Consider the following 19,493-nt stretch of genomic DNA (forward strand, 5'->3'; position numbering starts at 1 on the left):
TTATGAAAATTTGTCGTATCCGTTTTACCAACTTAAATGCTCTAAAAGGAGACTGGCAAATAAACTTTGAGCAAGAGCCTTTTGTCAGCAATGGGTTATTTGTGATTTCTGGCGCGACAGGTGCAGGCAAGAGTACCTTGCTCGATGCTATTTGTTTAGCCCTTTACCATGAAACGCCCAGACTCCAAGTGTCACAGTCACAAAATGAGCTTATGACTCGGCACACAGCACACTGCTACGCCGAAGTTGAGTTTGCCATTAAAGGTCAGCATTACCAAGCTAGCTGGCAACAAAAACGTTCAAGGGGTAAATCAGATGGCCGCCTACAACCGCCAAAAGCAGAGTTAAAATCCCTGTCAGAAGGCAAAATTTTGGCTGACAAGTTGCCGGAAGTAAAACGCCAAATAGAATCTCTAAGTGGTTTAAACTTTAGCCGATTTACCCAATCCATGATGTTATCTCAGGGCCGCTTTGCCGAGTTTTTAAACGCCAAAAGTAATGAAAAAGCCGAGTTGTTAGAAGAACTAACCGGCACAGAAATTTATAGTCAGATCTCCAAACAAGTACACCTGAATCATAAAAATAGCGAACTTGAATTAACACGTATAAAAGACCAGCTCGATAATATTCAATTGTTAGGTGAACAAGACAAACAAGATATAGAGCAAGCTTTAGCCGATAAACAAAATCAAGCCCAGCACCTTAAACAGCAACAAGAGCAACTAAATGAAATCCTCAATTGGCGTCAGCAAGCACAAAAATTACAACAACAAATAAGGCAAGCACAAACTGAGGTTAATCAAAACCAACAACACTGGCAAACAAGCGAGCACCAGCGCCACTTATTACAAGCAGTACAACAAGCCGCCGAATTGCAGCCAAGCTGGCAAAAAACGCAAGAGTTAGCAGAACAACTGAACAAAACCCGCGAGCAAGTCTCGCTAACCCAGCAAAAAATCTTGCATTGTGAGCAATACAAAGAGCAAGCAGCTGAGCAATTGACCTTAGCCGAGCGACAGAGTCATCAGCTAAACGATTTACATCAGCAGCAAAAACAAATGCTGCAAGATCAAGCAGAGCCACTGAATAAACAAATTATTGAAATCACGACTGAGCTAAACGCCTTATCCCAACAACAAAAAAAAATAACGTTCGAACAGCAAAAGGCAGAACAAAAACAGCAGCCAGTGCAACAAACCCTGCAAAATAATCAACAGCGCTTAAAACAAATTGATGAGTGGCTACAAAAACATGCTCAAGACGAGCAATTAAATCAGGATAAAATCAGTTACTGGCAAGAACAGGCTCATAGTATTAAACAGCTGCAAAACACTATCCAACAACAGCAACAAGCACATCAGCAGGCCAGTGACCAGCAGCAAAAACTCTGGCAGAACCGCAACAAGCTCGTAGAGCAATATCAGCTTTATCAGCAGCAACAGCAGCAGCTATTCAATAAAAACCAACAGCAAGAAAAAACCATCAGTGTGCTGAAAAATCAACTGCATTGGCCCAGCCTTACTGCGACTCAATTATTAACATTGGCATACCATATTCAGCAATTAGATGATTCGAATACGCAACTTAAACACCACCAAAAAGATCTTGTAGAACAGCAAGCACAGCAACAAAACTTGCAGCAGCAAGTAGCTCAAATGGAGCAAGAATTAGCAACAATGCGACAACAGGTTAGACAAAAAAATATCCATGTTGCCGACTTAAACCGCCTCATTCAACAAAGTCAAAAAATCGAACGACTGGAAGCTGAACGCGCTGAACTGATGGCCGGGCAAGCTTGCCCTTTATGTGGTGCGACCGAACACCCATTTGCAAATGACCTACCAGCCAACCCTGTCGCCGAGTACCAACAACGCCGACAGCAATTAGAGCAAGAAATTGCCGAGCAAACTGAACAAGGCGTGCAACTTAAAGGTGACCAATCGGCGAAGCGCCAGCAAATTACCCAGTTGCAAACAGAACAAGATCGCCTGCAACAGCGATTAACTCTATTGCAAAACCGCAGTCAGCAAATTGTCAACCAAGTACAAGAATATTTGCCCGAGTTAGCGCTGACTTTGGCAACCGAGATCCCGAAAGACCTACAACAGCAAATTGAACAAGACAAACACTGCCACCAACAACTTGAGCAATGTCAAAGCGAGCTAAAAGATCAGCAGCAAGCTCAGCTTGAATGTCAGCATCAGTTGCAGCACAACCAGCAAGCTCAACAGCACAATAAAATACAGCTTGAGCAAACTGAGCACCAGCTGCACACGCTTGAAGCCCGAATGACTCAATTGCAAACTGAAGCAGAGCTGCAGCAACAAGCGCTGGCACAACAATTAATGGCTTTTGGCATAAATACTGACAGGCAAAATAACTGGCCTCAAATACTCACTGAACGCTGGCAAGCTTATCAGCAGCAATTTTCAGCACAACTTAAAATTCAACAAGAAACTGAACAACTCTCTCAGCAAGCACAATATTTAACTGAACAACTGACTGAGTTAACCAGCAAACATGCAGAGCTAAACCAACAAGTTGAAAATGCTCAGCAAAAACAACAAAAATTGCAACAATCGCTGGATCAGTTATTAACAGGTTTAAGCATCACCCAGTGGCGTGCAAAGATGCAGCAAGATGCACAGCAACAACTGCAAGCTATGCAACAAGCGCAAAACCATCATAACCAGTTAAGCAACGAATTATCTGGCTTACAAAGCCGCCAATCGATATTAGAGCAACACCTCAGCGAACTTGATGAAACATACCAGAACGCGCTAAAACGCTGGCAAAATGCGTTAGAAGCGAGCCCTTTTAGTGACCAACAAACATGGCAGCAAGCCTGCTGGCCAGCAGAAAAGATAAAACGACAGGAAACTGAGTTTGCAAAAATGCAAAACAATTTGCAGCAAAGTGAACAACAACTCTCATTCTACCAGCACGCTAATCAGCAGCACCAAGCTCAACAGCCAGCCCATTACAAAGAAACGCAATACACTGATTTAACGGCCGAAGCCGAACAACTCAGTCAAAAATATCAAGAATGTTTACAGCATATTGGTCGGTTCAGTGAGCAGTTAAAAGCCGATTCGGTTAATCGTCAGCGCCATGCTAAGCAATTAGAACAATGGCAGCAACGACAAACAGATTGGCAACATTGGACCCGCTTAAATAGTTTAATCGGTTCTGCCGACGGCAATAAGTTCAGACGTTATGCCCAAAGTTTAACGCTTCAGCAATTGGTTTTGCTGGCAAACCAGCACCTGTTACAACTGCACGAGCGTTACCAATTAGCCCGTAAACCGGAAGACAATTTAGAACTATCTATCATTGATACTTGGCAAGCCGATACGGCTAGAGATACTAGAACTCTGTCTGGCGGTGAAAGCTTTTTAGTGAGTTTAGCACTGGCATTAGCTTTGTCTGATTTAGTCAGTCATAAAACCCAAATCGAATCTCTCTTTTTAGATGAAGGTTTTGGCACTTTAGATGCCGATACGCTGGATATAGCGCTTGACTGTTTAGACAGATTGAATGCAAGCGGCCGCATGATAGGGGTGATAAGCCATATAGAGTCATTAAAAGAACGGATACCTGTACAAATTAAAGTACATAAAAATAACGGCTTGGGTTATAGCCGTTTAGATCCTGAGTTTGCTGTTAAAGTACCCGCCGGTTAGCTGCTTTAAGCCGGTGTTTGTACTGCTTGCATTTTTTGCCACCAGTCATCATCCGCCTCGATTTCGCCTTCTTGATTAATGTATGGATAAGGCAAACCTTTGCGAATGCAAAGTTCGGCAAAAACCGGATGACCCCGTTCAAATAACAATCTTTGTTGCTCGGCTTCATCAAGTGTACAGCGGCCATATAATCCGGCTTTTTCACGTTGAGCCTGAGCTTCATACAAAATTAAAGCAGACGCGACCGAAACATTAAGTGACTGCACCATGCCAACCATTGGGATCATTATGTGCTGATCGGCAGCGGCGAGCGCTTGCTTAGAAATACCGTATTTTTCTTGGCCCAATAAAATTGCAGTGGGTTTAGTGTAGTCAACCTCTCTAAAATCAATCGCGGTATCCGATAAATGAGTGGCGACTAACTGCATACCTTGTGCTTTAAAAGTTTGTAGCGCATCTGATAACTGATCATGTTTATGCACGTTAACCCAGTTTTGAGTGCCTCGGGCGGTGCCTGTGCGTAGGCCACTGCGTAGCGGATTATCAAGCGCCATAATAGCATGTACATTATGTACCCCGACAGCATCGGCAGTGCGAACAATAGCAGACAGGTTATGGGTTTTATGGACATGCTCCAGACAAACGGTTAAGTCTGTCTGGCGGTTGTCAAAAAATCGCTTTAAGCGCGCAAGTCGGGCTGGTGTCATTAGTTGATCCCTGGAATCTCCATTACCCCATCGATCTCAATTTGCGCACCTTTTGGCAGTTGGTTAATACCAATTGCTGCTCGTGCTGGATAAGGTTTAGCAAAATATTGCGACATGATTTCATTCACTTGCGCAAAATTGGCCAAATCAGTTAAGTAGATGTTCACTTTTGCTAAGTCGTTTAAAGAGCCACCAGCGGCTTCACAAACGGCTGCTAAGTTTTTAAATACCTGATGCGCTTCATCGGCAAACCCAGTGGTGACCATTTCCATATCTTCTGCTCGCAAAGGAATTTGCCCTGAAAGATAAACGGTTGAACCCACTTTAACAGCTTGACTATAAGTGCCTATCGCTGACGGAGCACTGTCGGTAGAAATGACTTGTTTGGACATAAATAAAATCCTTAACGGTTATTTTCTGTGGCGCACAATGCGCTGAACTTCATCAATATGGCGCACTTTTTTAATAATTTGCGCCAAGTGTTTGCGGTCGTTAACGGTTAAAATCAAGTCAACGATATAAATATAACTATCTTTTTCTTCAGAATATAAACTTTGAATGTTTGAACCCATTTTGGCAATGGCACTGGTGACCTGAGCCAGAGCACCATGCACATTATGCAGCTCAATACGTAGTGCGCAGGAAAATTCTTCGGACGGCGAATTATCCCAGCTCACATTAAAATACTTTGATGGCTCGATATGCTGATCGCGCTGAACGTTATGGCAATTATCAACATGAATCACTATGCCTTTACCTGGACTAACATGACCAATGATAGGATCGCCTGGAATCGGCTGACAGCACTTAGCGTAAGACACCAACATGCCTTCTGCGCCTTTAATACTGACTTTACGCTCATCAAAAAGGGGATCTTTTTCTTCTTTAACTTCAGTTTTTAACAGTTTACGGGCAACCACAATACTCATTAAGTTGCCCAAACCAATTTCGGCTAATAATTGGTGAACAGTCGCAACTTTGGTTTCTTTTAACACATCTTCAATGTTTTGGTCTGGGATATCATTCAGTTCAACATCCCCCAACGCCACTTTTAATAAGCGCTTGCCGAGCTCAACTGATTCTTCTGCTTTGAGCTTTTTTAAGTAGTTACGAATGCGCAAACGGGCTCTCGGTGTGATCACAAAATTAAGCCAATTAGCATTTGGGCGTGCACCCTTTGAGGTGACAATATGTACAGTTTGACCACTTTGCAACGCTTGGTTTAATGGGATGGGCTTACGATCTACGGTCGCGCCAACACAGGTAAAACCAATATCTGTATGCAAAGCAAATGCAAAATCGACAGATGTGGCACCTTTGGGTAATTCAATAATTCGCCCTTTCGGCGTAAACACATAAATTTCTTCAGGAAATAAGTCTGATTTTACGTTTTCTATAAATTCAAACGAGTTGCCAGCACTTTGCTGTAACTCAAGCAAAGTATTCATCCAGCGCTGAGCTCTTACCTGCGCTGTAGTACCGCTGTCCCCAGCGCCTTTATACATCCAATGTGCTGCCACCCCACGGTCTGCCGTCAGCTCCATATCTTGTGTTCTGATTTGAATTTCAACCGGAATACCATGCGGCCCAATCAGAGATGTATGCAGCGACTGGTAACCATTAATTCGTGGGATTGCAATATAATCCTTAAATCGGTTGCCAATGGGTTTATATAAATTGTGCACTATGCCAAGTGTGCGGTAACAAGTGTCCACATCTTTAACGATAATTCTAAACGCATAAATGTCCATAACATCGTTAAACATCAGCTCTTTGTTTTTCATCTTTTTATAGATGCTATACAAATGCTTTTCGCGCCCTTTAACTTGGCATTCGATCTGGGTTTCAGAAATACGCTTACGAATTTCATTGCCGATTTTTTCAATCACATCTTTGCGATGGCCACGAGAACTTTTTACCGCCGATAACAAAGCCTTGTAACGCATTGGGTACATGGCTTTAAACCCTAAGTTTTCTAACTCATTTTTAGCATCGTGAATGCCTAAACGGTGAGCAATTGGCGAGTATATCTCAAGTGTTTCGGTGGCAATGCGGCGACGTTTATCGGGTCTTAACGCATCTAGGGTACGCATATTATGTGTGCGGTCAGCGAGTTTTATCAAAATAACCCGAATATCCTGCACCATCGCCATAATCATTTTGCGAAAGTTTTCGGCTTGCGCTTCTTGTTTGCTATTAAAGTGGATTTTATCCAGCTTACTAACGCCCTCAACTAACTCGGCAATCACAGGGCCAAAGTCTTCTGCCAATTCGTCTTGGGTAATAGGGGTATCTTCAATTACATCGTGCAGTAGTGCGGCACACAGAGTTTCATAATCTAAGTGCATGCCAGCTAAAATACGGGCAACCGCCACTGGATGCGTAATATAAGGTTCACCACTGGACCGCTTTTGTGGTTTGTGTGCTTCTTCAGCAACTTGATACGCTTTTTCGATAAGCGCAACCTGATCTTCAGGCAAATAATCAAGTGCTTTCTGTAAATCGATCCAATAGTCCACCGCACTTCCTCTAAATAACAAGTTGATTGAAATTAAGGCCGGACAGCCTGCAAGTCTGGGTCCCTTTACGCTGATTAAATTTAGCGAAAAAACGTCAGTACTGAATTAGAAATCGTTAGCAGAACAACCGACCTGTCGGCACAGGTCGGTACCTATGTTTATTCGCGATTCTGTGCAAACGCGGCAACCGCAGCAATTTCTGCCGCTTCTTGCGCTTGAGTTTCGCGTCTTTCTTGCTCATCCATAATCGCTGAGCTCATTAAACCTTCTTCAATTTCACGAAGGGCTACTACTGTGGGTTTATCATTATCAATATCGACTAAAGGCTCTTTGCCTTCAGAAGCGATCTGACGAGCGCGACGCGCTGCAACCAGAATCAAATCAAATCGGTTACCTACTTTATCTACTGCATCTTCGACAGTTACGCGAGCCATACTTACTCCGCTATTCGTTGCTTAAACTGGAAAAAAGGGTAAATAGTGTACTGAATTCTTAGCCGTTCGCCAATAGTTCAGCAAACAATGTCTGATACTTTTTGCTCTGACGAGCACTGCGACACCGATTTGCCCGCAAAATGGACGCTAAATCGGCCAATGCGGTATCAAAATCGTTATTTACAATAATATAGTCAAACTCTTGATAGTGCGACATTTCACTTTGTGCTTCGGCCATACGTTTTGCAATGACCTCTTCGGAATCTTGTCCTCGGTTTTTTAACCGCCGCTCTAATTCATCGCGCGAGGGGGGCGCAATAAAAATTGTGCGGCTGTCTGGTGCGAGTTCGCGAACTTGGCGGGCTCCTTGCCAATCTATGTCTAAAAATACATCTAAACCCGCATCTAATAAGTCAGCAATGGCTCTTTTAGAAGTGCCATAATAATTACCAAACACCTGCGCCCACTCAAAAAAATCTTGCTGTTCGATCATCTGTTTAAATTGCGTGGAGTCAACAAAGTGGTAATGCACCTGGTTTTCTTCTCCCGGCCGAGGTGCACGCGTAGTATGTGAGACAGATACAGCGGCCTGTCCCTTATGTGACTGCAGATAAGCTTTGATTAAACTGGATTTACCTGCGCCGCTAGGCGCGGAAACAACATATAGCGTACCTTTAAAAGACATCAGCATAACCCGTAAAGAAAACGGTTATTTTACCCTTGTCGAGACCAATTGAGCAACTATTCTTCCTCAATTGGTGAAAAGGCAAAATTATCTAAATGCACAATTGCGCCCTTTTTAAGATGAACACTGATATCAAAATGGCTACGTTTAACCAGTTCAGCTGGCACACGGGCTGTTACTTTAACCAGACCGTCATCCCCCACTTGCGACTGTGTCATCGCAAATCCGGATGCTGGCCAGCTGGGGATAGTCAACGACTCACCGCCTCGAGGGCGAATTTCAAACGAAGCGTTACCATGCACCACCCTCACATCAAAGGTCAGCCAATAGGTTTCAACTTCGGGCAAATCCGATAAATCAAACGCCCAGTGTAAAAATTTAAGTTTCATTTCACCGGGGTAAGAGTCAACATACAAACCATAGCGCCCATCTATAGCCGCAGCCTCATTCACTTCAACAAACGCTTGGCTCTCGTAACCTGGGTATAATTTTTCAACCAAATAAGGGGTCTCTTGACCTGACTCAAAACCGGCATTGTCGCCGCGCAATAAATTTTTGTAACGCGCAACATGGGTTAGCTCAATATTATCCAGCAGCCATTCTTGACCTGCGACTCTAAAATTAATTTCTAAACGGTTATGCGAAGGTGGAAAGTTTTCAACCCAAATCAGCCGTTCAAACTTTTGCCATGACTTTTTATGGGCATTAAACCAGCGGCCTTGAACACTGCGATAATACTGGTGATTACTCATGTGACTAATACGTGAGAAGCCGCCAAATACATTCTCTTTCGCCGACAGGTTTTTAATGTCAAAGCTTAACCGCAGTGGTGTTTGCCCTTTTAAAAATGACTCTGGTAACATTATTCCAGATAACAATAAATCAGCTTTGCCAGCTAAGGTATTGACATAAATACCATACTGGCCGGTTTTGCCCGCATTTCGACGCACTTCGGCAAAACCAACACTATCGTCAGTGACTTGCCAATTGGCCATATTCCCTTGCTCAAAATACGCATCTTCGGCTGGTAATAAGTTCCCTTCGCTAACAACCTCAAAGCGGCTCAGACTCATTTCACTGTCTATTAGGCTGTCTGTTTTTGTTTTAGCGGTGTGCTGGTTATTTATTTGCGCTAACTGGCTGCTATCATTCGTTGTACTTGCATTCAATTTCTGCTGATGTTCAACCGGCTCTGGCTGATGGTTATTTTGCTCAGTATTTTTAACTAAGGTTTGTGTTGACTGCGGCGGCAAAATAGCGTTTGTTAAACTCACCACAGCGACCAGAACTAAACAGGCTGCAACTGCCACCGCCCACCAAGGTCTGTTCGTCGCAGATTGTTGTCTTAAACGAGCGCTGACCTGAGCTGTAAATTCATTCTCACTCACGGCTGATAGCTGATGTTTAATTAAACGTTGGGCGACTTTATCACGTGCCAGCTCTTCAATTAAATGCGGGTTGTTTTTAATCGCCGCCATAACTTCAGGATCATCTCGCTGACCGCTTAAATAAAGTTCGATTAACCTGATTTGTTGCTCGTTCATGCTTCGCCTGTTTTACCTGTTACACATTTGCGCAGCAGATCTCGGATCCTATATAAGCGCATTGTCATTGTTGAATGTTTAACCTGAAGCTGCTTTGTAAGTTCACCTACGGTATAACCTTCGACATAGTGCATAATTAAAAGTTGTTTATATTCACCATCCAGCTCATCAAGGCAGGCTTTTAAAGCCGCACCACGTGATCCCATGCTATCTACCGAAGCAATTTTTTCTATAGCAGACTCCATTAAACGCTCGATCTCGTTGGTTTCATCCACTAATACGGGTTTGGCTTTACGCATATAATTTCGCATTAGGTTTGCAGCAATACCCATAACCCACGGCTTAAACGCTTTATCTTGACTGAACTCATTCAGCTTTTGGAACGCAACAATAAAAGCTTCTTGAGCTAAATCTTCTGCTTCGTCTAAATCTTGCATTCTTGAGGCTAAAAAATAGCGTACATCACCCTGATATTTTGCCACTAAACGCGAAAACGCTTTAACGTCCCCACGCCTTGCTTTATTTAACCAGTGATTATCGTCCGCGATTGTCAAATGTGACCCTCTGTTTATAGTTGTTACTTGCGCCGGTTAATGACACTCAACGGGCAAAAAAGAAAAATACAAATAAAGTTAAAAAAATACAGTTAACAATGTGTCATATACAACCACTGCAACAATATTTATATACATGTTAATAAAATTAAGTGCTTAAAACTATGAAAAAATTAATCCGTGGTGCGCTAATGACCACAGTTGTATTAAGCTCGGCCTTGCAAATACAAGCTGCAAATATTAAACAGCCCAATATTTTGTGGATAATTACCGATGACCAAAGGGCTGACTCAGTAGCAGCCTATAACCAAGCTGTATTTGGTCAAAAAAACAGCCCAATCGGGTATGTCGAATCACCTAATTTAGATAAATTAGCCCAAGAAGGGGTATTATTCACTCAGGCATTTAACAACTCACCCGTTTGTGGCCCTTCCCGTGGCTCTATGCACTCTGGCCGCTACCCGTTTAGAAATGGCCATTACGCCTTTGAACTTACGCATCAAAACCCTGATTTTATTAAACCAACCGTCTCCCAAAACATGCGTGATGCCGGTTATGAAACGGCAACTTTTGGCAAAGAAGATGCTTACATCTTTAAATGGGGGCCGGGCCAAGGTTTTCATGATGCTAACCTATACGATAAAAATGTTCATTTTAAACACGACTTGCAAAAAAATGGCTTTGGCGATCTTTTTACCAAAGCCGAATATGAACATATCGGCGGCCAATATAAGATGACAGGTACAGTCGAAAAAGTGATTTATCCAGATGGCAGCAGCCGTAAATATTATTTACGGCGCAAAGAAGGCCAACTGACGAGTGCGGACCGCGAAGGGTTTGAGCAATCAAATAAAGAATTTAGCTTGTTACGTTCTTATACCCGCGCTAACCCAAATCTAATTATCGGCGGTGAAAACCCTCAGCCGGCCGGCAAAACAGTGGATGCTTACATTGTTGATGAGTTTATCAATCACTTTGCAAACGCCGGTAAAACATATAAAACCATGTATGGTGAGGTTATGCAGGGGGCTGATCCAAATAAACCTCAATTTGTACACTTGGGTTTCCACCTGCCACATACGCCAGTATTACCGCCCAAAAGCTTTCGCGATCGTTTTAAAAAACACACTTATAAAGTCCCTGCGTTTGATAAAACCGAGGTCGCAAAAATGCCAGATCAACTGCAACGCTTATACAAAGCCATGAAAGCCGAAGGGTTAACACCGGCTGAACGCCAACAAGCAATTGCTGATTATTACGCATTTTGTGCTTATGGTGACCAGTTAATTGGCGAAGCGATAGATGCCTTTAAAGCCTATAACAAAAAATATAATCAAGAGTATCTGATCATTGTTACTGTTGGCGATCATGGCTGGCATTTAGGCGAGCAAGGCATTATAGCGAAATTTGGTCCTTGGAATCAGTCTATAGCCAACGCGGCGATTGTGGCAGCCTCTGACAAAAATTTAATTCCGGCGAATAAAGTTAACCGAGATATAGTTGAGTTTGTTGATTTTGCTCCCACTGTTCTGCAAGCCGCAGGTTATAAAGTTAACGATAAAAAGTTTGACTATTTAGATGGTTATAGCTTAGTGGATGTAATTAATGGCAACGCACCTAAGCGTGAATATGCGTTAGGCGAAGTGAATATCGTTATTGGTCCACGCGCTTACATGGTAACTGACAGATTCAGATTTTCGATGCGCACCCGCCCATTTAACAACTGGGTGAAGGAAAATCAGCTTGGCAAAAACCTGCAATGGGCGTTAACCGCACCGGTCGAAAAAGCAGAGTTAGCCTTATATGACCTTAAATACGATCCTATGGAGCGCAACAACGTGGCTAACGATCCTGAATATCAAAAATTAGCCGCGTGGTTTAGACAAAAACTAGGCAATATCGTTTTAGGAGATGGCCGCGCAGAAGCCGACTGGTCAAAAGCCAACAGCTATCATATTAGTAATTTTGCAAAAGGTGCAGATGATAAAAAAATCGATATTCCAGCAAATATTCTGCCTAAATAAAAGTGCCATAGTAATTTAATAAAAAGGCGTTTATGATGGCGGCAATTTAACGGACCAAGGTAACTAAACCATGACTGATAAAATTGCCGCCATGCAAGCTTTCGCCGAGCAAGTACGCAGCTCGCAAACCCTATGGGGATTAACCGCAGATCCTGCCGAAGAAGATTGGGTCGTTGTTGATTCTCAATCCTATGAAGACACCGAAGTTTTATTAGTTTGGCACAGCCAAGAAGCGGCCGCAGCCACTTGCACCGAAGAATGGTCAAATTATAAACCGAGTGCTATCCCGTTAGCTGAATATTTTGATTTTTGGTTAGAAGAACTTGGCCAAGATGGCGTTATGATTGGTCTGAACTGGCAAGACAACGGCGAAAATATTGAAGTTGAAATGGTTGAGCTAGCCCGAGTTCTGGCAGAAAGTGGAGTATACAAGGAAGCCGAATAATGCCCTTGATACACCTAGGCTGTGCCATGTGGACGTTACCACAATGGCGCAGCACTTTTTTTCCTGCCGCTTTGTCTGCAAACCAACATCTAAGCTACTACAGCCAGCACTATACAAGCGTTGAAGGTAACTCAACTTTTTACGCACTGCCATCGGACGAAACCTTTAAAAAATGGTCAAACAGCGTCAGCGAAGGCTTTAAGTTTTGTTTTAAACTGCCGCGCGAAATTACCCACGAACGCCATTTACATGATGTTGCCGAGTTAATGCAAGCATATTTAACAAGACTGTCTCCCCTCATCCAAAAACAACAACTAGGAAAAGTTTTTGTGCAATTACCGCCTAACTTTTCTGCTGCACAATCGCCGGCTTTGGTTGAATTTATTCAAACTTACAAAAAACAATTACCGCTCGCTGTTGAAGTGAGGCATCCTGAGTTTTTTAACAAAAGCGAGAGTGAACGTGAGCTCAATCGACTATTAATGGCGCATAACATTGATAGAGTGATGATAGACACACGCCCAGTGCATACCGAAAAAGCCGATAACCCAGCCACCATAGATGCGCAAAAGAAAAAACCAAAACTACCAGTGCATGTATTGGCAACCGGGCAACACCCAATAGTACGCTTTATAGGGCAAATGCAAACCGAACAAAATATGGCTTTTATTCAACCTTGGCTTGCACATTTTAAACAATGGATCGCCCAAGGCCGGCAGCCTTTTTTATTTATTCATAGCGCGGATAATGCTAACGTGCATGCATTAGCGGCACTATGGCAGCAGATGTTGCAACCAATACTTGAACAACAACCGTTTGCCAACGACTTTAGTTCACTAGTGCCAGCCACCCAGAACAGTTTATTTTAACATTAGCGAACCCCTGATATGCAAAACCAACAGGATTTTAGTTTTTCAAACTTAACTCCAGATCTTATTTTAGACGCGATCGAGTCCCTTGGTATTTACCCAAGTTCAGGTTTGATCCCATTAAACAGCTACGAAAATCGGGTTTATCAGTTCGTTGCCGATGACAATAAAAGATACGTGGTAAAATTTTATCGGCCACAGCGCTGGAGTAATGCACAAATATTAGAAGAGCATGAATTTGCGCTCCAGCTAGCTGAAAATGAAGTGCCGTTAGTTCCCCCAATAGTTTTTAATGGGCAAACGCTATTTGAACATCAAGGCTATCGTTTTACTTTGTTTCCGAGTGTTGGTGGACGTTCGTTTGAAAACGATAATTTAGATCAACTTGAATGGATGGGCCGCTTTATCGGCCGCCTGCACTTAACGGCAAAAAAACAAAACTTTGTTGAACGACCCGCTATTGGACCAGCCACCTATTTAGATGCAGCGCGCGATGCCATAATACAAAGTGAGATGTTACCAGATAACTTAACAACCGCCTTTTTTGCGATTTTAGATCCGCTCATTAAACAGACTAAAAGTGTATGGCATGCACAGAGTTTTAACAGTCAAAGATTGCACGGCGACTGCCACGCTGGCAATATTCTATGGCGCGACGGCCCCTTTTTTGTTGATTTAGATGATGCCCGCAGCGGCCCAGCTATTCAGGATATCTGGATGATGTTATCGGGCAGCCGGGATAATCAAATGTTACAACTAGATACTATGTTAGAAGGCTACCAAGAATTTAGTGAGCTTGACGCCAAGGAACTTAAATTAATAGAACCTTTGCGAGCTATGCGAATGGTTCACTACATGGGATGGATTGCTAAACGCTGGCAAGATCCAGCGTTTCAGCATAGTTTTTCTTGGTTTGCTGAGCAAAAATACTGGGAAGGCCAAATTTTAGCCTTTAAAGAGCAGCTTGCACAGCTCGATGAGGAACCTTTACGCTTGATGTCTGGTCTATGATCAGGTAATTTTTTAACTAAAATATTAATTATCAACTGGATATATCCATATGAATAAACTTAAAAGCTTATTATGGGCCGTTATTCTAATGCCTTTAGCAGCCTGTGCCGATAACTTTAAAGCCGGCGAACACTACGAAGTACTGAGTAAACCCGCCACCGCAAAACCCGAAGTAAAAGAGTTTTTCTCATTTTACTGTCCGCACTGTTTTTCGTTTGAGCCTATTATGGACGACATAAAAAAATCACTGCCGGCAGACGCTAAATTTGTCAAAAGCCATGTTGATTTTATGCCTCGTAACAACCGTGAAGTGGCCGAAGGCTTAGGCAAATCATTAGCCGCATTAGAACTGTTAAAAAAAGAAGAGGATGGTGTCGCTGTTTTATTTAAACATCTCCACGTTGACCGTAAATCTTTTAACAGCATGAATGATGTGCGCAGTGTATTGATTCAAAAAGCCGATATAGAACCATCAAAATATGATAATGCTTATAACAACTTTATGACTGCAGGCCGTGCAAAACAAATGAGCAACGAGCAAAAGTCGTATAAAATTACCAGCGTACCTACCTTAGTTATCAATGGTAAATTTAAAGTTAAAGCAGGTTCGGTAAAATCTGAAAAAGAATACGTAGAATTAGTTAACTACTTATTAAAGCAGAAGTAATGATAAATTAGTTTTAATTGATTTTATTAAAAAGCCGCCAAAGGTCTTCCTTGACGGCTTTTTTATTTTTTATGCTCAGTTTGAGTAAATTAAAGCGTTGGCACTAAACTATCAAACAAACCAGGTTCTGCCGGTTCTATCCAAATTTCAGGGGTCTCTGGGTTGTCAAAGTCGATGAAAAAATCGTATTCACCCGTTTTTTTCGGTACAAAGATAAAAGGCTCAAACTTAGCTTTGCAATTGGCCGTTGACTTGCTGCCAATAGTAACCACTTGCTCGGCTTTTTCTAAATAGCCACAATTAGCGCCCAAGCTCCAATTTTCATCGGCAAATTTGAACTCGTATGGCTGCCCGTCGGCAATTAATTCAACTGTCGACTTATACGTATTACCTTCTACGTGTTTTACTTTGGCGTGTTCTTCGATATCCCACCAAGTGAAGTTACCTCGTAAGTACAAATAGTTTTCACGATCATCACTGGTACTGCTGTCGTTATTCACCTGTGGTGTCATACTACAGCCTGCTGCCACTATAGCGGCGAACAGACAGCAGACCCCTTTGCTGACTGTTTTCATAAGCTTTCCTTTTTAGTTTTGCAGTACCGAGATATCTGCAACTTTTAAGAACAGGTTACGCAGTTCAAACAAAATTAACAAGCGGTTTAAACGTACAGCTTCATCTTCAGCCATAACCATCACGTTATCAAAAAACGCATCCACAGCACCGCGCAACTCAGCCAATTGACTCAATGCCCGCTGATAATCATTTTGTGCAAATACAGGGGCTAACTCAGTTTGCAATTGAGAAACCTGAGCATACAAAGCTTTTTCTTCGTCTTGCTCTAATAACTCAGAGTTTACACTAGCCGGTAATTGCGCTGGGTTTTTAGCTAAAATATTGCTTACCCGTTTGTTGGCGGCCGCTAATGCTTCAGCTGCATCTAGCTTTTTAAACTCAGACACGGCTTTGACACGCGCATCAAAGTCAACTGGTTCTGCTGGGCGCTGCTCTAACACTGCTTGAATAATCTCAACTGGATAACCTTGGTCTTGATACCAGCTTCTAAAACGGGCAAAAATAAAGTCAGTTATATCTTCTTTCGCAGATGCATTGTCGAGCTTATTGCCAAATTCAGCTAATGCTCTATCAACCAATTGATTGATATCAAGTGGCAGTGCGTTTTCGACAATAATCCGCAGTGCACCTAAAGCCGCTCGGCGTAATGCAAAAGGATCTTTATCCCCTTTAGGCAATAAACCTATGCCAAAGATACCTGCGAGTGTATCAAACTTATCGGCTAATGCGACAGCACAGCTAACACCACTTTGCGGCAAAGTATCACCGGCAAATTTAGGTTTGTACTGCTCATTCATGGCCAACGCAACGGCTTCGGCTTCGCCGTCGTGGCGAGCATAATGCATGCCCATCACACCCTGCACTTCGGTAAATTCCATTACCATTTCTGTCATTAAATCTGTTTTACACAACAGACCTGCCCGTTTTGCCTGATTGACATCAGCGCCAATTTGCTCAGCGATATAACCTGCTAATTGGCTAATACGTTCTGATTTTTCATATAACGTACCTAGCTTTTGTTGAAACAACACAGTTTTTAAGCTGTCTAAACGGCTTTCTAACGTCTTTTTACGGTCAGTATTAAAAAAGAATTCAGCATCGGCTAAACGAGGACGAACAACTTTTTCATTCCCTTGAATCACCTGGCTTGGATCTCGGCTTTCAATATTAGAAATAAAAATAAACTTGTTCATTAACGCGCCATTTTTATCTAATACCGGAAAATATTTTTGATCGCCTTTCATGGTGTAGATCAGAGCTTCATCTGGTACCGCCAAAAACTTTTCTTCAAATGAAGCAACTAAAACCACAGGCCATTCAACCAAACCTGTAACTTCTTCTAAAAGATCTTCATCAACATCAGCTACCCCGCCTAGCTCAGCTGCTTTGGCTTCTACCTGTGCTTTAATTTGCTGTTTTCGCTCATTAAAGTCAGCAACGACATAAGCTTCTTTTAATATATTAACGTATTCATCTGCATGCTGAATAGTGACTAAACCATTGGCATGAAATCTATGACCTAATAATTGATTGCTCGTTTCAACGCCTAATAAGTTCGCTTTGATCGCTTGCTCGCCATAAAAAATAGTGGCTGTATGCACAGGACGGATAAACTGAACGTCGCTGCTTCCCCACCGCATAGGTTTAGGTATAGGCAACTTAGCTAACGCTTGTGCAGCTATCTCTGGGATCAAATCGGCCACTGGCTGACCGCTAACTTGGGCTTTGTATAATAACCAAGCCCCTTTTTCTGTTTCGAGTGTTTCGGCTTGTGAAAGTTCAATACCATTGCCCCGCGCCCAACCGAGCGCTGCTTTGGTTGGATTACCGTCTTTATCATACGCGGCGGCAATTGCAGGGCCACGTTTTTCAACAACTTTATCTTCTTGTTTATCGGCCAGGGCAATCACTTTCACGGCTAATCGACGTGGGCTAGCCAACCATTGAACACTGTCATAAGCCAGCTCGGCACTGTTTAAACCAGCGGTAATATTTTGAGCAAAAGCTTCGGCCAGTTTACGCAAGGCTTTTGGTGGTAGCTCTTCGGTGCCTATTTCGATTAATAAATTTTCTTGTGTCATCGGCTTAATCCTAAGAATCTTTTTGTTGTTTTAGCAAGGGGAAGCCGAGTGCTTCGCGCGCAGCATAGTAGGCTTCAGCACAGGCTTTGGCCAGTGTCCGTACCCGTAAAATATAACGCTGTCGTTCGGTCACTGAAATAGCGTGCCGAGCATCTAACAGGTTAAACGCATGGGATGCTTTCATCACTTGCTCATAAGCAGGTAAAGGCAAACCTGCTTCAATTAACTTAGCACTTTCTTTTTCGCACTGGTCAAATTGGGCAAATAAGGCATCAACATCTGCATATTCAAAGTTATAGGTAGACTGCTCAACTTCGTTTTGATGAAACACATCACCATATGTCACTTTACCCATAGGGCCGTCTGACCAGACTAAATCGTAAATGCTATCGACACCTTGAATATACATAGCTAAACGTTCGATACCATAAGTAATTTCACCGGATACAGGTCGACACTCTAAACCGCCAACTTGCTGAAAATAGGTAAATTGGGTGACTTCCATGCCATTTAACCAAACTTCCCAACCAAGCCCCCAAGCACCTAGTGTGGGCGATTCCCAATTATCTTCAACAAAGCGCACATCGTGAGTTTTAGTATCAAAACCAAGCATTTCTAATGAACCTAAATAAAGTTCCTGAATATTGTCTGGTGAAGGTTTTAAAATAACTTGAAACTGATAGTAGTGCTGTAAGCGGTTTGGGTTTTCGCCATAGCGCCCGTCGGTCGGCCGACGGCAGGGCTGTACATAAGCACAATGATGGGGTTCAGGACCTAGGGAGCGCAAAAAGGTCATTGGGTGGAAAGTACCCGCACCTACTTCCATATCTAATGGTTGAACAATCACACAGCCTTGCTGCGCCCAGTAATCCTGCAGAGCTAAAATCATGCCCTGAAATGTCTTGATGTCGTACTTAGCCATTTGGGATTGAGTACCTTATTGATTTAATTTGCTTTAAACAGGGATTGGCAGAGACCATCCCAAATGGCTCGATTATAACTGACTGAGGGCACTGCAACCAGTGTTAAAACGCCTTAAGGCCTAACCCTATTAAGGTTTTTAATAAAAAAGGTCGGCTGGCAACCAGTCCTGTCACACCGCCTGCGGTAAAACTTAGCGCATGTCCTTGTGGGGTATTTAAATCTTTTTTAAGTCGTTCTTTTAATAAGGTTTGATATTGCTGTTGGCGTGTTTCATCAACGGCCAAACGGATTTTTAACTGTTTTAGTTGTTTTTTCTCTTTATATAAAAACCATGAAATCAACATCTTCCTTCTCCTGAATGATTAAACACTTATCGTGAAATAAAGCAGTCTAAGGTTTCTTTAAACCCTATTTCTTTGATCAGTTTGAGAATGGCACGCGCCGAAACAAATAACATCAGCAGGTTTAAACCAATAAATATGACAATCGATAGCCAAAGCGGAGCAGCTAACTGGTGAAGTCCCCATACAATTGCAGACATGATTCCCAACCAAGATAAGGTTGCAAAAACAATTACCATGACTGAAAGTATTAACACAGCCCATAAACTTTTTATATTTAAGTTGAGTTCTGTGTGAAATATAGCACCAACATCGCGAGCCTGGTCGCGAAAAGACTCCCTAATTTTAAGTATTAGGGTACGGCAGGCTTCAAACGAGGAATTATCCTCGCCTGAAGCAGGCTGTGCGGCTTTGTTGCTCGCATCCATG

Annotated in this window: 18 protein-coding genes; 6 read left to right on the plus strand and 12 right to left on the minus strand. The window is 42.6% G+C overall.

Annotated features, from left to right (window positions below; genetic code table 11):
• The first annotated feature begins 2 nt into the window (after window positions 1–2).
• The gene (locus tag C727_RS0101560; protein WP_017443863.1) at window positions 3–3,683 is read left to right on the plus strand and encodes an AAA family ATPase; all 3,681 of its coding nucleotides are present in this window, start codon (window positions 3–5) and stop codon (window positions 3,681–3,683) included.
• A gap of 5 nt (window positions 3,684–3,688) precedes the next feature.
• On the opposite strand, the gene trmH is transcribed toward C727_RS0101560, so the two are convergent.
• From trmH to C727_RS17785, 7 genes are all read right to left on the minus strand, one after another.
• Window positions 3,689–4,390, minus strand: coding sequence for a tRNA (guanosine(18)-2'-O)-methyltransferase TrmH (gene trmH, locus C727_RS0101565; RefSeq protein ID WP_017443864.1), 702 nt, complete (start codon window positions 4,388–4,390; stop codon window positions 3,689–3,691).
• The gene (locus C727_RS0101570) at window positions 4,390–4,782 is read right to left on the minus strand and encodes a RidA family protein (RefSeq protein WP_017443865.1); all 393 of its coding nucleotides are present in this window, start codon (window positions 4,780–4,782) and stop codon (window positions 4,390–4,392) included. The genes trmH and C727_RS0101570 overlap by 1 nt, the downstream gene beginning before the upstream one ends.
• Before the next feature lie 18 nt (window positions 4,783–4,800).
• A complete protein-coding gene (gene spoT / locus C727_RS0101575; RefSeq protein ID WP_017443866.1) occupies window positions 4,801–6,909 on the minus strand; it encodes a bifunctional GTP diphosphokinase/guanosine-3',5'-bis pyrophosphate 3'-pyrophosphohydrolase in 2,109 nt (702 codons plus the stop codon).
• A 158-nt stretch (window positions 6,910–7,067) separates the two neighbouring features.
• Window positions 7,068–7,343, minus strand: coding sequence for a DNA-directed RNA polymerase subunit omega (gene rpoZ / locus C727_RS0101580; RefSeq protein ID WP_017443867.1), 276 nt, complete (start codon window positions 7,341–7,343; stop codon window positions 7,068–7,070).
• A gap of 58 nt (window positions 7,344–7,401) precedes the next feature.
• Window positions 7,402–8,034 carry a guanylate kinase gene (gene gmk / locus C727_RS0101585; protein WP_017443868.1) on the minus strand — a complete coding sequence of 211 codons (633 nt, stop codon included), beginning with the start codon at window positions 8,032–8,034 and terminating at the stop codon, window positions 7,402–7,404.
• Window positions 8,035–8,084: 50 nt separating this feature from the next.
• Window positions 8,085–9,572: a hypothetical protein gene (locus C727_RS0101590; protein ID WP_017443869.1), complete on the minus strand. Its 1,488-nt coding sequence runs from the start codon at window positions 9,570–9,572 to the stop codon at window positions 8,085–8,087.
• A complete protein-coding gene (locus C727_RS17785) occupies window positions 9,569–10,126 on the minus strand; it encodes an RNA polymerase sigma factor (protein ID WP_017443870.1) in 558 nt (185 codons plus the stop codon). Before C727_RS17785 ends, C727_RS0101590 begins: the two co-directional genes overlap by 4 nt.
• A 164-nt stretch (window positions 10,127–10,290) precedes the next feature.
• Between C727_RS17785 and C727_RS0101600 the strand changes: the two genes are divergently transcribed.
• The 5 genes from C727_RS0101600 to C727_RS0101620 all read left to right on the plus strand — a co-directional run bounded on the left by C727_RS0101600 (window position 10,291) and on the right by C727_RS0101620 (window position 15,142).
• Window positions 10,291–12,150 (plus strand): sulfatase-like hydrolase/transferase, encoded by a 1,860-nt coding sequence (locus C727_RS0101600; RefSeq protein WP_017443871.1) that lies wholly within the window; start codon window positions 10,291–10,293, stop codon window positions 12,148–12,150.
• Window positions 12,151–12,220: 70 nt separating this feature from the next.
• A complete protein-coding gene (locus C727_RS0101605; RefSeq protein WP_017443872.1) occupies window positions 12,221–12,595 on the plus strand; it encodes a DUF2750 domain-containing protein in 375 nt (124 codons plus the stop codon).
• The gene (locus C727_RS0101610) at window positions 12,595–13,464 is read left to right on the plus strand and encodes a DUF72 domain-containing protein (RefSeq protein ID WP_017443873.1); all 870 of its coding nucleotides are present in this window, start codon (window positions 12,595–12,597) and stop codon (window positions 13,462–13,464) included. The genes C727_RS0101605 and C727_RS0101610 overlap by 1 nt, the downstream gene beginning before the upstream one ends.
• A gap of 18 nt (window positions 13,465–13,482) precedes the next feature.
• Window positions 13,483–14,475, plus strand: coding sequence for a serine/threonine protein kinase (locus tag C727_RS0101615; protein ID WP_017443874.1), 993 nt, complete (start codon window positions 13,483–13,485; stop codon window positions 14,473–14,475).
• A 49-nt stretch (window positions 14,476–14,524) separates the two neighbouring features.
• Entirely contained in the window at window positions 14,525–15,142 is a 618-nt protein-coding gene (locus C727_RS0101620; protein ID WP_017443875.1) for a thiol:disulfide interchange protein DsbA/DsbL, read from the plus strand.
• A gap of 89 nt (window positions 15,143–15,231) precedes the next feature.
• Here C727_RS0101620 and C727_RS0101625 read toward each other — a convergent pair whose 3' ends face one another.
• The 5 genes from C727_RS0101625 to C727_RS0101645 all read right to left on the minus strand — a co-directional run bounded on the left by C727_RS0101625 (window position 15,232) and on the right by C727_RS0101645 (window position 19,492).
• A complete protein-coding gene (locus C727_RS0101625) occupies window positions 15,232–15,717 on the minus strand; it encodes an early set domain-containing protein (protein WP_017443876.1) in 486 nt (161 codons plus the stop codon).
• Between the two features lie 12 nt (window positions 15,718–15,729).
• Complete coding sequence (glyS, locus tag C727_RS0101630; protein ID WP_017443877.1) at window positions 15,730–17,799, minus strand: glycine--tRNA ligase subunit beta; 2,070 nt, start codon at window positions 17,797–17,799, stop codon at window positions 15,730–15,732.
• Window positions 17,800–17,809: 10 nt separating this feature from the next.
• A complete protein-coding gene (gene glyQ / locus C727_RS0101635) occupies window positions 17,810–18,721 on the minus strand; it encodes a glycine--tRNA ligase subunit alpha (protein WP_026052502.1) in 912 nt (303 codons plus the stop codon).
• Window positions 18,722–18,824: 103 nt separating this feature from the next.
• Window positions 18,825–19,067 (minus strand): hypothetical protein, encoded by a 243-nt coding sequence (locus C727_RS0101640; protein WP_017443879.1) that lies wholly within the window; start codon window positions 19,065–19,067, stop codon window positions 18,825–18,827.
• A 26-nt stretch (window positions 19,068–19,093) separates the two neighbouring features.
• Window positions 19,094–19,492: a phage holin family protein gene (locus tag C727_RS0101645; protein WP_017443880.1), complete on the minus strand. Its 399-nt coding sequence runs from the start codon at window positions 19,490–19,492 to the stop codon at window positions 19,094–19,096.
• Window position 19,493: the final 1 nt, after the last annotated feature.

Source organism: Gayadomonas joobiniege G7, assembly GCF_000300815.1.
Classification (GTDB): Bacteria; Pseudomonadota; Gammaproteobacteria; order Enterobacterales; family Alteromonadaceae; genus Catenovulum; species Catenovulum joobiniege.

Coding starts and splice junctions, on each gene's coding strand:
- C727_RS0101615 (WP_017443874.1), top strand. CDS start 13,483: ATGCAAAACCAACAGGATTTTAGTTTTTCAAACTTAACTCCAGATCTT.
- glyQ (WP_026052502.1), bottom strand. CDS start 18,721: ATGGCTAAGTACGACATCAAGACATTTCAGGGCATGATTTTAGCTCTG.
- C727_RS0101610 (WP_017443873.1), top strand. CDS start 12,595: ATGCCCTTGATACACCTAGGCTGTGCCATGTGGACGTTACCACAATGG.
- C727_RS0101560 (WP_017443863.1), top strand. CDS start 3: ATGAAAATTTGTCGTATCCGTTTTACCAACTTAAATGCTCTAAAAGGA.
- C727_RS0101600 (WP_017443871.1), top strand. CDS start 10,291: ATGAAAAAATTAATCCGTGGTGCGCTAATGACCACAGTTGTATTAAGC.
- C727_RS0101640 (WP_017443879.1), bottom strand. CDS start 19,067: ATGTTGATTTCATGGTTTTTATATAAAGAGAAAAAACAACTAAAACAG.
- C727_RS0101605 (WP_017443872.1), top strand. CDS start 12,221: ATGACTGATAAAATTGCCGCCATGCAAGCTTTCGCCGAGCAAGTACGC.
- C727_RS0101570 (WP_017443865.1), bottom strand. CDS start 4,782: ATGTCCAAACAAGTCATTTCTACCGACAGTGCTCCGTCAGCGATAGGC.
- C727_RS0101590 (WP_017443869.1), bottom strand. CDS start 9,572: ATGAACGAGCAACAAATCAGGTTAATCGAACTTTATTTAAGCGGTCAG.
- rpoZ (WP_017443867.1), bottom strand. CDS start 7,343: ATGGCTCGCGTAACTGTCGAAGATGCAGTAGATAAAGTAGGTAACCGA.
- glyS (WP_017443877.1), bottom strand. CDS start 17,799: ATGACACAAGAAAATTTATTAATCGAAATAGGCACCGAAGAGCTACCA.
- gmk (WP_017443868.1), bottom strand. CDS start 8,034: ATGCTGATGTCTTTTAAAGGTACGCTATATGTTGTTTCCGCGCCTAGC.
- trmH (WP_017443864.1), bottom strand. CDS start 4,390: ATGACACCAGCCCGACTTGCGCGCTTAAAGCGATTTTTTGACAACCGC.
- C727_RS0101625 (WP_017443876.1), bottom strand. CDS start 15,717: ATGAAAACAGTCAGCAAAGGGGTCTGCTGTCTGTTCGCCGCTATAGTG.
- C727_RS0101620 (WP_017443875.1), top strand. CDS start 14,525: ATGAATAAACTTAAAAGCTTATTATGGGCCGTTATTCTAATGCCTTTA.
- C727_RS0101645 (WP_017443880.1), bottom strand. CDS start 19,492: ATGGATGCGAGCAACAAAGCCGCACAGCCTGCTTCAGGCGAGGATAAT.